9 protein-coding genes are annotated in these 14,292 nt (G+C 66.0%); all 9 read right to left on the minus strand.

Features of this window, described 5'->3' with window-relative positions; all coding sequences use genetic code 11:
• Window positions 1-459: tRNA dihydrouridine synthase (locus tag ACIQ09_RS09290; protein ID WP_398308475.1), on the minus strand; the 459-nt coding region annotated here is incomplete at its 3' end.
• A 112-nt stretch (window positions 460-571) separates the two neighbouring features.
• The gene (gene mtgA / locus ACIQ09_RS09295) at window positions 572-1,264 is read right to left on the minus strand and encodes a monofunctional biosynthetic peptidoglycan transglycosylase (RefSeq protein WP_398308477.1); all 693 of its coding nucleotides are present in this window, start codon (window positions 1,262-1,264) and stop codon (window positions 572-574) included.
• Between the two features lie 11 nt (window positions 1,265-1,275).
• The gene (aroE, locus tag ACIQ09_RS09300) at window positions 1,276-2,097 is read right to left on the minus strand and encodes a shikimate dehydrogenase (protein ID WP_398308479.1); all 822 of its coding nucleotides are present in this window, start codon (window positions 2,095-2,097) and stop codon (window positions 1,276-1,278) included.
• A 12-nt stretch (window positions 2,098-2,109) separates the two neighbouring features.
• The gene (locus ACIQ09_RS09305) at window positions 2,110-3,063 is read right to left on the minus strand and encodes an energy transducer TonB (protein WP_398308481.1); all 954 of its coding nucleotides are present in this window, start codon (window positions 3,061-3,063) and stop codon (window positions 2,110-2,112) included.
• Window positions 3,064-3,070: 7 nt separating this feature from the next.
• Window positions 3,071-5,047, minus strand: coding sequence for a ribonuclease catalytic domain-containing protein (locus tag ACIQ09_RS09310; RefSeq protein ID WP_398308483.1), 1,977 nt, complete (start codon window positions 5,045-5,047; stop codon window positions 3,071-3,073).
• A gap of 78 nt (window positions 5,048-5,125) precedes the next feature.
• The gene (locus ACIQ09_RS09315; RefSeq protein ID WP_398308485.1) at window positions 5,126-11,158 is read right to left on the minus strand and encodes an Hpt domain-containing protein; all 6,033 of its coding nucleotides are present in this window, start codon (window positions 11,156-11,158) and stop codon (window positions 5,126-5,128) included.
• Between the two features lie 46 nt (window positions 11,159-11,204).
• Window positions 11,205-13,328, minus strand: a complete 2,124-nt coding sequence (locus ACIQ09_RS09320) for a methyl-accepting chemotaxis protein (protein WP_398308487.1) — start codon at window positions 13,326-13,328, stop codon at window positions 11,205-11,207.
• 55 nt (window positions 13,329-13,383) lie between these two features.
• Window positions 13,384-13,899, minus strand: a complete 516-nt coding sequence (locus ACIQ09_RS09325; protein ID WP_398308489.1) for a chemotaxis protein CheW — start codon at window positions 13,897-13,899, stop codon at window positions 13,384-13,386.
• Window positions 13,900-13,910: 11 nt separating this feature from the next.
• Window positions 13,911-14,276 (minus strand): response regulator, encoded by a 366-nt coding sequence (locus ACIQ09_RS09330; protein ID WP_398308490.1) that lies wholly within the window; start codon window positions 14,274-14,276, stop codon window positions 13,911-13,913.
• Window positions 14,277-14,292 lie beyond the last annotated feature (16 nt).

A 14,292-nucleotide genomic window follows, 5' to 3' on the forward strand; every position in this document is an offset into this window, starting at 1 on the left:
CGGGGCGTTCTTGTTGGCCTTGTTCCAGCCGGTGCGGAACTTGAGGGTCAACGGGGTGCTGCCGGCGGCACCCACCACGGCCTCGAGGATGCGTGCGACCAGCGGTTCGTCCTGCATCAGCGCCGAGCCGGCCATCACGTTGCAGACCTTCTTGGCCGGGCAGCCCATGTTGATGTCGATGATCTGGGCGCCACGGTCGATGTTGTGACGGGCGGCCTCGGCCATCATGGCCGGGTCGGCACCGGCGATCTGCACGGAGATGGGATCCACTTCGCCATCGTGGTTGGCGCGCCGCTGGGTCTTGGCGCTGCCGTAGAGGAGGGAGTTGGAGGTGACCATCTCGGAGACGGCGACACCCGCACCCATCTTCTTGCAAAGCTGGCGGAAAGGACGGTCCGTGACGCCGGCCATGGGCGCGACGAACAGATTGTTTCGCAAGGTGAATCCGGCGAATTGCATCGGGGGAGGCACGACTGGGGAAAAGCAGGGCATTCTACCCCAAGGGCCCTCGGTCGGGCAGGGGCCGAAGTACCCCAAGGGTGTGCACGAGTACCGTTTTGAGGGTGAAGTCTCAGGGGACTTCCGAGTAATGCATGCGTCCCTGGATGCGCGCGGCGTGGGCGGCCAGACGCGGGCCGAAGCTGGTTTCGTACTTGCGGGGATTGGGCAGCATCACGGCCAGACGGGCGGCCTGGGCCGGGTTGAGGCGGGCGGCGGAGGTCTTGTAGTAGCGCTGCGCGGCGGCTTCGCAGCCGAAGATGCCGTTGCCCCATTCGACGACATTCAGATACACCTCCAGGATGCGGCGCTTGTCCCAGACGGCCTCGATCATCACCGTGATGATGGCCTCTTCGGCCTTGCGAAAGTAGCTGCGGGAGGGCGACAGGAAGAGGTTCTTGGCTAGTTGCTGGCTGATGGTGGAGCCGCCCGCCACCGCCTTGCCCTTCTTCTGGTTCTTCTCGATGGCCTTCTGGATGCCGTCCCAGTCAAAACCTTCGTGATCGACGAACTTGTCGTCCTCGGCGGCGATGACGGCGCGCTTCAGGTGCAGGGAGATCTGCTCGTAGGGCACCCAGCGGTAGCGCAGTTCGGCGTCGGGCTTCTTTGCGTTGAGCTCGTCCAGGCGCAGGCTCATGAAGCTGGTTTCTGAGGGTGGGACCCACTTCCACCATACGACCAGCCCGAACAGCCACAGGTGCCAGGCGATGAAGAGCAGGGCCAGGGCCAGGAGCGTGCGCCGGGTCCAGTACCAGAGTGTCTTCATCGCCGCGCGTGTCAGAGGCCGGCGCGTAGCTGCGCCAGTACGGGGGCGGTGTCGGGGCGCACGCCACGCCACAACAGGAAGCTCTCGGCGGCCTGTTCCACCAGCATGCCCAGCCCGTCGGAGAGGCGGGCTGCGCCCTGTTCCCGGGCGGCGCGCATGAAGGGGGTATCGCCCTTGCCGTACATCATGTCGTAGGCCAGGCTGCCCGGCGCGTAGAGGCCGTCGGGCAGATCGGGGGCGGCATCGGAGAGGCTGGCGCTGGTGGCGTTGATGACCACGTCGAAGCGCTGCCCGGCGAGTTCGGCGAAACCGCAACCCAGGGGCCTGAGGGGGCCGGAGCGGGTGAACTCGTCGGCCAGCCCGGCGGCCTTGCTGGCCGTGCGGTTGGCGATCACCAGGCTGGCCGGGGCGGCCTCGAGGAGGGGCAGCACGGTGCCCCGCGCGGCGCCGCCGGCGCCGAGGAGGAGCACGCGCCGGCCGGCAACGGGGCAGCCCTGGTTGACGCTGATGTCCCGCAGGATGCCGGCGCCGTCGGTGTTGTCTCCAAGGATGCCGTCAACGTCGAAGGCCAGCGTATTCACCGCCCCGGCGGCCAGGGCCCGCGGGGTGTGACGGTCGGCCAGATCAAAGGCCTCGAGCTTGAAGGGGACGGTCACGTTGAGCCCCCGCCCGCCCGCCGCCCGAAAGGCCTCCACGGTGGCGGCGAAGGCCTCGATGGGGCCGAGAAGGGCTTCGTAGACGAGGTCCTGGCCGGTCTGGGCCGCAAACAGGCTGTGGATGCGGGGTGACTTGCTGTGGGAGATCGGGTTGCCGATCACGGCGTAGCGGTCCATGGGCGTGCTCGTTTAGGGTTGTTCGGAGTTGTCCGTCTTGACCATGTCGGCGTTGGTGAACCTCCAGGTACGGGTGATCACGATCTCGTCCGTGTCCTTGCGGATGCTCTCCGGGAACGCCGCGAATGGCGAGGCCAACTGGACGATGCGGACGGCCGCGTCATCGAGGATCTTGTTGCCCGACGAACGCTGGATCTCCACGTGGCGGACCGTGCCATTGGCGCCAATGCTGATCGACAGCAGCAGGCTGCCGTACATCTTGCCCCTGGCCGCTGGCGGGTAGTTGAGGGTGCCGACGCGTTCGATCTTCTGGCGCCAGTCTTCCACATACTGGGCAAACCGGTACTCACCGGCGCGGGCGCCGATGAATTTCTTGCGGGGGCGGGCGGCGTAGTCCACCAGATCCTTGTCGATCTGGGCCTCGATACGGGCAACGGCGGCCGAGCTGTCGAGCAGGTCGTAGCCGGAGACTGGGCTGGGCGCTTCGGTGGGATTGACCTGCTGGCTATCCACCTGCGTCGGGCGACCCTTCGGCCCGGTCATGACCTGCATCTGCGGCGTCTGCTGCTGCTCGCTGCGGCGCTGGGCCTCGACCAGCCCATCACCGATCCGGGAGCGTTCCTGGGGCGGCAGAGGGGTGGCCATGCGTTCGGACTTATCGCCGGTGCCGCCCGCATCCAGGTTGCTCTGGGCCAGCACGTCCACCTTGTCCGGTCGCTGGGCGTGGCGGGAATTGACCAGCACCACGTTGAGCCCCTTGTCCTGACGCTTGAACTTGTCCGGGTCCGGCATCACGAAGTGGACGGACAGGAGGATACCGTGCAGGGTCAGGGACAGGCCCACTCCCCATTCCAGGGCGTAGCGTGCCGTTGCCCCCGCGAAGACCGGCAAGGGGCCTGGCTGCCGTTTGGCAGGAGCGGCCGGTGTGCCGAAGCGGCCGGGAAGGCGGCGGAGTGCCTGCAGCATCGAGGGGTCAGGCGGGATGGGGCGGTGGGATGTCTGCCGCCGGGGACGGCGCGGGTGCCTCGTCTGCGGCGGCGAGGGCTTCGGGAATCTCCTCCTCGTCTACGTCGACAGGCTCGCCGGTGGAAGCGGCCAGGGTTTCGAGGTAGGTGGCGCGCACCTCCACGTCGATCAGGTCGGTGCTGTCGATGGCCAGGCGAACCCGGGTGCCCGGAGGCAGGGTGGGCATGGACGGCACCTTGAAGACCAGCGGGATGTCTTCCAGGCGCACCAGGCTTTCCCGCAGCACGCGGGCGTTCATGGCCGGATGGCCGGCCTGGCGCAGCCAGCGCAGGCACCAGTAGCGCTCCATGCCGCGCTGGAATTCGGCATAGGCGGCGTAGGTGAGCTCGAAATCGCGCATGGCGGCGATCAGGTCGGGGGACTTGGGCGGGAAGACTGGCGCGCTGCCCTGCAGCCAGGCGATGAGTTGCCACTGATTCACCAGGTCCACGTAGCGGCGCAGGGGCGAGCTGGACCAGGCGTAGCAATCGACGCCAAGCCCTTCATGGGGGGCTGCGGCCGTGGTCATGCGCACCTTTCCGCCCGTCTGGGCGCGGTACAAGGCCGGGATGCCGGCGTCGGCGAGGGCCTTGCCCCAAGTGCTGTTGGCGGCAATCATCAGCTCGGCAACGAGCTTGTCCAGGGGCGAGCCCCGGGGGCGCCGGCCGATCTCGATGCGGCCGGGGCCATCGGCGGTACGGTCGTTCCAGTCGACGTTGAAGTTGTAGTCCACCAGGTTCTGGTTGGCGGCGGGCTTGCCCCGGCCGGCTTCCAGTACGGTGGCGAGTTCCCACAGCAGGGTCAGCTCGGCCTTCCATGGAAAGTCCGGCCCACCCTCGGCGAGGGTCGTTTCGTTGAACACCGGCTCGATGTCGTGGTGGCGCAGGTTGGCCACCACCGGCACGCGCTCGATGCACGAATGGTTGCCGGTGACGATGAGATCGCGGCTGACGTCCAGGTACAGGGACAGGGCCGGGCAGTCGCGGCCTTCGCCGAGGGTGAAGCGCCCGACGATGCTCTCCGGCAGCATGGTGATCTTGTTGCCCGGCATGTACACCGTGGACAGCCGCTGGCGGGCGATGCCGTCCAGCCCTGACTCCCGGCCGAAGCCCAGGCCCGGGGCGGCGATGTGGATGCCGATGCGCCAGCCGGCATCGGTGGTCGTCACCGAGAATGCATCGTCGATCTCGGTGGTGGCGGCGTCGTCGATGGAGAAGGCGCGCACGGTGGCCAGCGGCAGATCGCCGGGCTCGACCGGATCGTCCACCGGGGGGAAATCGGTGCCGGCGGGGAAGTACTCGAACAGGAAGCGATCAAAGTGAAGTTCGTGGGACGACGCCAGGGCGCCACAGGCGAGCAGCAGGCGTGCCGGCGACTGGCCGCTTTCGGCACAGGCGGCTTCCAGGGCCTTGGTTTCCAGGCGGTTGCGATCGGGCTTGTAGAGCAGTTGCCGGACGAGGGGCTTGAGTTCCTCGGGCAGGCGGCTCGCGAGGAGTTCGTCGCGCATGCGCTCGACCGCGGCAGCCTGGAGGCGCTTCTTCTCGAGCCCGGCCAAAGCGGCCTGGAGGATCTCGGCAGGCGCCTTGCGGAAACGTCCGCGGCCCTTGCGGTGGAAGTAGATGGGGGCAGCGTGGAGACGCAGCAGAATGGCCGTGGATTCGACCGGGCTGGGGACGTGACCGAAGTACTCCCTGGCGAAATCGGAGAACACGAACTCGTCGTCACCACAGACTTCCCACAGGAACTCGGTATCGAAACCTTCGGCTTCGGTCTCCGCGCGCTCAAGCAGTTCGCCCGCGGACGGCTGGGCGAAACGCATCAGCACGTCCTTGCTCTTCAGTTTGAGGCGCTTGCCGTAGGGTGTTTCCACCTGCAGGGAGGCGTCGTTGTCGGTCAGGATGGTGCCGGTCTTGAAGGCACCATCCTCTTCGAAGAGCAGATTCATGGGACGGTCGGGCTGGAAAACACCCGATTATAGCCAAGCCGGCCCGTGCCCCGGACGAAAGCGCGGTTTTCCCGCCGTTCAGGACTCCGGCAAGGGGGCAAAGCCCCGGATCAAGGCGAGCAGCACATCCTCGTCGTAGGGCTTGCCGAGGTAGTGATTGACGCCAATCTCTTCCGCGTAGCGCTTGTGCTTCTCGGCGGTGCGCGAGGTGATCATGATGATCGGCACGACCTTCAGTTTCACATCGGCGCGAATGTTGCGTGTCAGGTCGAAACCATCCATGCGCGGCATTTCGATGTCGGCGATGATTACGTCAGGGCGGACGGTCAGCAACTGCTCGAGCGCGTCCACGCCGTCCTTGGCGGTGATCACCCGGTAGCCTTCCCGTTCGAGCAGGCGGCCGGTGATCTTGCGGACGGTGAGTGAGTCATCCACCACCATCACCGTGGGCTGGCTGGGCAGCGCGGCGGCCTGCAGGATGGCACCATCGTCGACCCCCGCCGGGCTGCGGGCAGCCAGGGCGACCGGGTTGAGGATCAAAACGATCTCGCCGTCGCCAAGCACGGTGGCACCGGAATAGCCAACCATCCGGGCGTACTGGGGCCCGGCGTTCTTGACCACGACTTCCTGATTGCCACGCAGGGCATCCACGTGGAGGGCCACGGTCTCGCTGCCGGCGCGCAGCAGCAGCACCCAGTTGAAGCGTTCGATCTGGGGCCGGGATTCGAAATCGCCAAGCAGGCGCGGCAGATAGCGGTAGCCGAAATGCTCGCCCAGCCATTCGGTACCCTGTTCGTACCGCAGCTTTTCAAGGGCGGCGGCTTTGAGCTCGAGCACCTGGGCCACCATCGATGACGGAATGGCGAAGGTGCGGTTGCCGGATCGCACCAGCAGCGCCTGGGTGACGGCGAGGGTCAGGGGCAGGTGGATACGGAAGCACGTGCCCTGGCCGGGGGTGGTCTCGACGCTGATGCGTCCGCCCACGGCGGCCGTCTCGCTCTTCACCACGTCCATGCCCACGCCCCGGCCGGCCAGGCTGGACAGGCTGGCGGTGGTAAAACCGGGAACGAAAATCAGGTTGGTCAGGCGCTTGTCGTCAGCGTCCTCATCGGGGCTCAGCAGGCCGGTTTCGATGGCCTGGGCGCGGATGCGCTGGAAGTCCAGGCCGGCGCCGTCGTCGCGGAACTCCATGACGACTTCGTTGCCTTCGTGGGAGACCCGCAGGTTGATCTGGCCGATCTCGGGCTTGCCGGCTTCGCGGCGTTGCTCCGGCGATTCGATGCCGTGGGCCACCGCGTTGCGCACCAGGTGGCCGAGGGGGCCGGTCATGGCGTCGAGCACGCTGCGGTCGATTTCGATCTGCCCGCCGATGATGTCCAGGTTGGCGCGGCGGCCGAGCTCCTTGGCGGTCTGGCGAACCAGGCGGTAGAGCCGTTCGGCCAGGCTGTCGAAGGGCACCATGCGCACGTGCATCAGCGACTGCTGAAGTTCCCGCGCCATGCGGGACTGGGCGTGCAGCGCGACTTCAGCGCCATCCAGGTTGCGCAGCAGGTTCTGCTGCACGGTGGTCACGTCACCGACGCTCTCCGCCATCATCCGGGTGAGTTCCTGGAGGCGGGTGTAGCGGTCCATTTCCAGGGGGTCGAACTCGGTGTGCTGGGTCTCGACCTGGGAGAGTCGTGACTGCATCTGCGTGTCGGCCTGGATTTCCACTTCGCGCAGCTGGTTGCGCAGGCGGATGACGTTTTCGGTGAGGTCGAGGAGGGAGCGGCGCAGGGTGCGCAGTTCGCCTTCGATGCGGGTCCGGGCGATGCTGATCTCGCCGGCCTCGTTGACGAACTGGTCGATCCGGGTGGCTTCCACCCGCAGCTGCACCCGGGTGCCCGGGGCGGTGGTATCGCCCGCCTGGGCTGGCGTGCTGTCTTCGGCTACCGCGGGGGCCTCGCCGCTGGCGATGGCTGCCGGAGCCGGTTGTTGCAGGTTCTCCAGGGCCTGGCGGGCCTGGTCGAGGGAGGCTTCGAGATCGTCGATGATGCCCTGGCCGCCGGGCTCCTGCGTGCGAGCCCGCTCCAGCCGGGTTTCGAGTTCGTGCAGGCTTTGCCCCAGGCTCATGGCACCCACCATCCGGGCGCTGCCCTTCAGGGTGTGGAGGAGGCGGGCGACGCTGCTGGCATGGCCACCTTCGGCCGGATCTTCGCGCCAGTTGCGCAGCGCGGTGTCGAGGTTGTCGAGAAGTTCGCTGCCTTCGTCGAGGAAGATCGGCAGCAGTTCCGGGTCAAGCTCGTCACGCAGGGGCGCGCTGGCCGCCACTGGGGCTTCGGGGGCGCGGGGGGCGGCTTCGCTGCGGCTGGCCGGTACGGCGACGAGCGGTTCGGGTGCTGCCGCCGAGTGCAGGGAGATGACCTCGGCCAGATGGGACACGAGGATATCGTCGAGCTGGTCGGCGAGCTCGGGTGCGGACTCGGGCAGCTGGCGGCTGGCCAACTGGATGAGCATGCTCTCCAGGGCCGTGGCTGCGGCATTGAGTGTGCCGGCCTGCTGGGCGGTGGGGGCCCGGTCGTGATCGGCGAGGCGCTGCTGGGCCAGTTCGAGGGCCTTGGCGAGTTGCTGGGGTGCGGAGAAGTGGGCAGTGCCGGAAATACCCGCCAGGGTGTGGGCGGCGCGAATGGCGCTGCCGGTCGGAATCAGGCTGGGGTTGACAGACAGCCGGGCCAGCTCATGGCGCAAGGTGGCCACATGCTGCCGTGCTTCGGCAAGATAGAGGTCGAACAGGGGGCGGGACAGGGTGACGTTCCCCAGCCGGACCTCGTCCGGATCCGTGTCGTCTTCCTGCTCCAGGGGCAGGTCTTCCGGCAGGTCGGCAAGATCAAGGAGGTCGGGTGCCTCGTCAATCACCTCTTCGTCGGCAAGGCTCTCCCTGATTTCGGGCGGAGCCGTGGAGGTGGTCTCCGCAGGTGTCGGGACCTCTTCGGGCTCGAAGACATCTTCCAGCAACTCAAGGGAGTCGATAGTTTCAATCAGCTCGAATGGCTCGCCAAGCTCAATCGAATCCGGGGCCTCCGGGGCCTCGAAGGCGTCGATGAGCTTGGGCGGTTCAGACGCCTCCTCGGCGACGGCCGGGGGGGCGGTTGTTTCGAGCTTATCCAGCGCTTCGAGGGCTTCGTCCGATACGATCACCGGGCTGGCTTCGGGAGCCGGTATTTCGTCCTCGGCGATCTCCAGTGCCTCGATGGATACGAGCTCGACGTCAGTGGCCAGCGGTAGTGCGTCGGGTGAAATGTCGGACAGCGGCGCAGCTTCTGCCGGCGGCTGTGCTGCCTCGGTGGGGAGATCGAAGCTCAGGTCGAAGGGCTCCGTAGCCAGATCTTCCTGGAGAGGCCGCGCATCGATGGCGGTTTTGTCGAGCTTGGGTTCGTGCGGTGGCGTTGCGGCTGTTGCGTTGCCCGGCTGGTCGTGGAATGACAGCTCCGGGAAGTTCAGATCGAAGGCCTCGTCAGGAGCGTCCTCGACTATCGCCTGGGGCAGGTTCAGGGTGGTCGCAGCAAGATCGTACTCGGAGAGGATGAGCGTTCCCTCAAGGTCCATCTCCTGGGTTTCGTCGATCAGGGGGACGGCAAAGAGGCTGCTCTCGGTCGGCTGATAGTCGTTGGACTCCGGGATGTCGATGGTCAGGGGCGCATCGACGGGCAGGGGGGGCAACGGTGCAATGGGGGCTTCTGGCGCAGCATGCGCCTCGGACATCGCCGGCGGGGTGGCTGGGCGTTCCGTGCCGCCCTCTCCGCGCAACCGTGCCGATTCCGCAAGCAGTGCGCTGACATCGCGCTGAGTGCCAGAGCCTGACTGGAGTTGCTCGACCCAGCCGGAAAACTCGGCCAGCGCCTGGCCGATGAGGTTGATGAGTTCGGGGGTGACCGCCTGTTCGACGCGGAGCCAGTGATTGAGGGTCTGTTCGATGCTCCAGGCGGCTTCGCCGAAGTCCTTGAGGCCGACCATGCGGCCACTGCCCTTGAGGGTGTGGAAGCTGCGCCGGATGGTGGTGAGGACATCCGTATCGTCGGGATTCTCGTCGAGGAGAACGAGATTGCGGGCAATGGTGGCCCGCACGTCAACAGCTTCTTCGATGAAGATGTCCAGCAGTTCGGCGTCGATCTCGGCTGCGCTGGCGTCGAGCAGTCGGGTCGCTTCGGCAGACAGGGCCGGCGCTTCCAGGCCTGACGGGAGGGGGACGGCTTCGCTGAACAGTTCGCCGGCATCCAGCATGGTGAGGGCCTGGCGGGCCTGCTTCTCGAGCTCGGTATTGGCGGTGAGGGAGGCGTCCTGGCGAAGGTTCTCGAGGTTGAGCTGCAGTTCTGTGCGCAGTCCGAAGTCGTCCGGGTTGTCCTTCAGTGCGGCGGCGAGGGCCGCCGTATCGCGCTTCTGCTGGTCGAGCTCGGCTTCGATGCTCGCACCCGTGGGAGCATCGCTCGGCTGCTCGGGGCGCAGGATGCGGTCCAGGTTGGCCGGGCCATGCTGCAAGGCCTCAATGTAAACGCCAAGGGCCGAGAGGCGGTGGGCGATTTCTTCGAAGGCAGAGGTGTCGGTTTCGGTACCGAGGGCGGTCAGGGCCGCAATGCGGCCGGCGGCGTCCTGCAACAGGCGTACGGCGCCGTCCTCGTTCATGACCGACAGAGCCCCCTCAATCTGCTTGAGGGGGGCACGCACGGCGTTCAGTATGTCGGTCTGGGTCGGAGCTCGGAAGAAGCTGTCGAGGCTTTGTTCGACCTCACCGAGACTGGCGAGGATCTCGTGGGCGAGTTGGCGGCTGACCTGCCGGTCTTCGGATTCGGGCTCGATTATCGCCAGTGGAGGCAGGTGCTCACCCCGTTGGTGAGCCTGCAGACGGTCGATCAGGGTCTGGATCGGGGTGCTGCCCTCGGGCTGGGCCTGCCCGTGGGCGTCGATCTGGGAGTCCACCAGCAGCATCAGGGTCGCCACGTCCATGGACATGGTGTCGTTGAACTGCAGAGGGTCCTGACGCAACCACAAGGCGAGGTCGATCAGGGATTCGACAAGCTCGGCGATCTCGGGCTGGTTGAGCTCACGAGCTTGCGCGGCCAGAGGGGCGACGGCTTCCTGGAAGCGAGGCAGGCCGATCGCGCCGCCCTTGGAGAACTGGGTCCAGGCGTCCCGGGCATCGGCAAAACCTTCGCGGAGCTTGCGCAGCAGCGGCGCCTGGGGCGTGTCGCTGATCTGGCGCATGCCGGCAGGGATCAGCCGCTCAAGGGCATAGGCCCCACGGACGGCGGAGATTGTGGGCGACTGGGCCGATGTGCTCGCTACGTGGTAGAGCACGTCGCGCATCAGGCGCTCGGCGACCATGCTGGAGCCTTCCATGACCCGGCGCATCTGCGCATCAATGCGCCCGCACAGCCGCTTTGTTGCAGGGTCGGCCGGAGCGTCCAGCTGCCCCAGTGCATCGAAGAAGGCGGTAGCGGCAAACCAGAAGGCACGGGAGTTGGGCACGCCCTGCAGGCCTTCTATGCCGGCTACGGCGTCGCGCATTTCCTGGGGACCGGCCGGGTCCTGACCATTGCGGAACCACTTGAGCAGACCTCGCTCGAATCGCCCTCTCAAGGTGCGCAGGCGTTTCGGGTCTTCGCTGGTGTCTGCAGGGCCGGCAAAGACGGGACGCTGGGAGAGGTCCGGGTAGAACAGCTCACCGGGGGTGGGGGCTTCCTGCCCACGGGCAATAGCCAGTTCGACGTAAAGATCGAAGAGCCTCAGTGCCTGATCGGGCTGGCCGCGGGTCAGTTCGTCGAGATAGTTGCCGATGGCCGCGATACAGCGCGCTGCCAGGCGGGCGACGTCAGGTGTGTAGGAGACCTGGCCGCCGGCCAGCTCTCCGAGGAGGCGATCGACTTGCTCCGAGAATTGGGTCAGCCCGTCCAGGCCCACGATCGAAAGGGCGCCGTGGGCTTGGTGCAGGTGGGTCTGGGCGAATTTGATCCTGCCCAGACGGTCCGGGGCGCTGCCGGCTTCGGCAAGCGCCGTCGCCGACCGTTCCAGGGCCAGGTCGATCTCGCCTTTGACCCAGGTCAGAGGACCGAGGTCGAGTTCATGTGCAGAGCTCATCGGTGGGTCTTGGTCGATTTCCGTTCCGGGAGGGATGCCGCGTGGCTCAGACCTTGAAGCCGGAGACCGAGCCCTTCAGTTCGACAGCCAGGTCGGCCAGCTCGCCGATCGAAACGGCCGTTTGCTGGGTGCCGGTGGTCGTGCGATCGGTGATGGCGAGAATGTTTTTCATCTTTTCCGCCACCTGGGTTGCGGCCTTGGCCTGTACTTCGGTACTGACCGAGATGCGCTCGATGAGCTCGGCGGTTTCTGCCGACACACGTTCGATCTCGGCGAGTTCCTGGCCGGCGGTCTCGGAGAGGTGGGCACCGTCAACCACGTCACGGGTGGCGTTCTCCATGGCGGCCACGGCGTCGCCGGTGTCGGTCTGAATGGTTTTCACGATGGCACCAATCTGCTTGGTGGCTTCGGCTGAGCGTTCGGCGAGGCGCTGCACTTCTTCGGCCACCACCGAGAAGCCGCGGCCGGCTTCACCGGCGGAGGCAGCCTGGATGGCGGCGTTCAGGGCCAGCACGTTGGTCTGTTCGGTAATGTCCGAAATGAGTTCGACGATCTCGCCGATTTCCTGGGACGACTCACCCAGACGTTTGATGCGCTTGGAGGTCTCCTGGATCTTCTCGCGGATGTCGTTCATGCCCTTGATGGTGTCTTCCACGGCGGCAGCACCCTTCTGGGCAGCCTGCAGTGAGCGGCGGGCCACTTGGGCGGACTGCAGGGCGTCTTCGGAAGCTGCGCTCATGGAGCTGGCCATGCTCTGGGCGGTTTCACCGGCAAGGCGCAGCTCCTGGGCCTGACGCTCGGTGGCGGCAATCAGCTCATCAGAGGTCTGCTGAGCGGACTCGGTGGCTGAAGTCACGCGGATGGCGGCGTCGTTGATACGGCGCACCAGCACGGAGAGCTCTTCGATGGTGTAGTTCACCGAGTCGGCGATGGCTCCGGTGATGTCTTCGGTGACGGTGGCACGCACGGTCAGGTCACCGTCGGCCAGGTCGCCCATCTCGTTCATCAGGCGCAGGATGGCCTGTTGCGTATTGTTGCGTTCAAACTCGGCCGCTTCCTTGAGGCGCTCGGCGGCAAGACGGCGGCGGGCGATGTCGTCATTGTAGGTTTTGGCCATCAGTACGAGGCTTACCAGGGTGGCCAGGGCACACAGCACGATGGCCAGGCTGACCCAAGTGAAGAAGCCGGTGTAGGCACGGGTATAGCCCTCGGCCAGAGCCGAGGTCTTTTCGAGCAGGGGGCCGGAGTTCTGGAAGATCTGGTTGCCAGCCTGCTTTGCCTGGACCAGGCGCTGGATACTGCCCAGTATCGCGGTGACGGACGCCAGGTTGTCCTTGCCCACGCTTTCGAGCTCTGCGAGTTTTCCCTTGGCGTCACTGCCGTCGGAGGTCATCTTCTGGAGTTGTTCGATCAGGTCGCGGAAGGTGTTGGTGTCCTTGCCGAGCAGGAAGGCCACTTCCGGGTCGATGGCGTTGGCGACGAGGAGTGCGTTGGCGTTCTTGGCGATCCGCTGGGTCAGCATCACCACCTGGTTGGCCACGGCGATCTCGCGGGCGGATGCCCCGCCCTGAAGCTTGAGGGCGGCAACCTGTTCGGACAGTTCGAGGAGCTGGGGATTCTTGGTGTTGATGGTGTTCACCGCCTTGCCCAGGCTGGCCAGGTTCTTCTCTTGCTCGATCAGGTTGGCGGCGTCCTTGTCGGTCTTCTGCCACAGCTCGGTGACTACGGCGAGTTCGTCCGCGACCGCGCTGCTGCCGCCAGGAATGGCCGTGCCGTCCACATCTCCGCCATTGGTGACGGCGCCCAGAAGGGTGTTGAACTGCTCGCGGCTGCCTTTCAGTTCATTGAATGCAGCGGAGTCACCCTGAAGAGCCAGCTGGCTGGCTTTGGCAAGCTGCTGGGACAGGGTGCGCATCTGGCCCGCGGCGGTGACGTAGGCGGTGCCGAAGCTGCTCACACGGATCTGGTAAAGCACAAAGCCGATGGTCAGGGCCGCGAAGATCAGGAAGGGGATACGTAGCAGGCGTAGCTGATCCGCTGCACTCTTGCCGGCCAGGAAGGGCAGGGGCGCTGTGGCCTGGGCCGTCTCGCCGGATTCAAGGATCGTGTCCACGTTGGTGGGTGCTGGTTTGCTGCCGCCGCGCGACAGACCCGGTAACTTGAATGCCATGGTGTTCCTCTTCAGCGGACGGGGCCCGCTGCTCCTCCCGAATGGATTTTCATGATCATGATTGTGCTGCGTCCAGAAAACGCGGGTTATTCAGCAGGTCGGCTACTTTCAGACGTGTCCAGGCGGTGCCCCGGGCGTCCCGGAGCTGGTCACCGATCCAGGGTTGGTCTGCGTCGGGGGACGAGGGCAGGAGCTCGAAATCCTCGAGGGAGCGCAGTCCCAGAGCGCGGGTCACGAGCAATGCACAGTTGAGGTTGTGGCGTACGCCGACCAGCAGCAGACGAGCGTGTCCGACCGGCGAAATGGTCTGGTCACCGTGGAAGGCAGCGAAATCGACCACGCCGAAGAGGTTGCCACGCACGCTGGCAAGGCCGCGGAACCAGTGCTCGCTGAGTGGGACCGGAGCCAGTGGCGGAACCGCGAGGATCTCGCCCGCTTCGGTCAGGTCAACCAGCCAGTGACGCTTGCCGGCCTGTATTCCCAGGAAGGCCGAGGCGCGGGTGTCCCGTGCTTCAGCAAGGCGCCGGGCCAGCCCGGCCTGGAATTCGTGGAGACTGATCCGCTTTGCCATGCTCTGCCGCCCTAACTGAACGCCCGGATCTTCTCGAGCAGCACGGCGTGATCGAGGGGCTTGACCATGTAGTCGAAGGCGCCCTGGCGCATACCCCAGATCTTGTCGGTTTCGAGACCCTTGCTGGTGCAGATGATGACAGGAATGTTGCGGGTGGCCTCGTCGCGCACGATGGTGCGGGTAGCCTGGTAGCCGTTGGTGCCGGGCATGACCACATCCATCAGGATCAGGTCGGGGTGCTCCGTCTTGCTCTTGATCACGGCTTCATCGCCGCTTTCGGCGGTGACAACCTGGTAGCCGCTCTTCACCAGCATTTCCGACAAGGCGAGCCTTTCGGTCGGGGAGTCGTCTACGACGAGGATTTTCTTGATCGGCATGGAGACGCGTCTCGGG

The organism is Zoogloea sp., assembly GCF_044344315.1.
Lineage (GTDB): Bacteria > Pseudomonadota > Gammaproteobacteria > Burkholderiales > Rhodocyclaceae > Zoogloea.

Coding starts and splice junctions, on each gene's coding strand:
- ACIQ09_RS09305 (WP_398308481.1), bottom strand. CDS start 3,063: ATGCTGCAGGCACTCCGCCGCCTTCCCGGCCGCTTCGGCACACCGGCC.
- aroE (WP_398308479.1), bottom strand. CDS start 2,097: ATGGACCGCTACGCCGTGATCGGCAACCCGATCTCCCACAGCAAGTCA.
- ACIQ09_RS09320 (WP_398308487.1), bottom strand. CDS start 13,328: ATGGCATTCAAGTTACCGGGTCTGTCGCGCGGCGGCAGCAAACCAGCA.
- ACIQ09_RS09325 (WP_398308489.1), bottom strand. CDS start 13,899: ATGGCAAAGCGGATCAGTCTCCACGAATTCCAGGCCGGGCTGGCCCGG.
- ACIQ09_RS09310 (WP_398308483.1), bottom strand. CDS start 5,047: ATGAATCTGCTCTTCGAAGAGGATGGTGCCTTCAAGACCGGCACCATC.
- mtgA (WP_398308477.1), bottom strand. CDS start 1,264: ATGAAGACACTCTGGTACTGGACCCGGCGCACGCTCCTGGCCCTGGCC.
- ACIQ09_RS09315 (WP_398308485.1), bottom strand. CDS start 11,158: ATGAGCTCTGCACATGAACTCGACCTCGGTCCTCTGACCTGGGTCAAA.
- ACIQ09_RS09330 (WP_398308490.1), bottom strand. CDS start 14,276: ATGCCGATCAAGAAAATCCTCGTCGTAGACGACTCCCCGACCGAAAGG.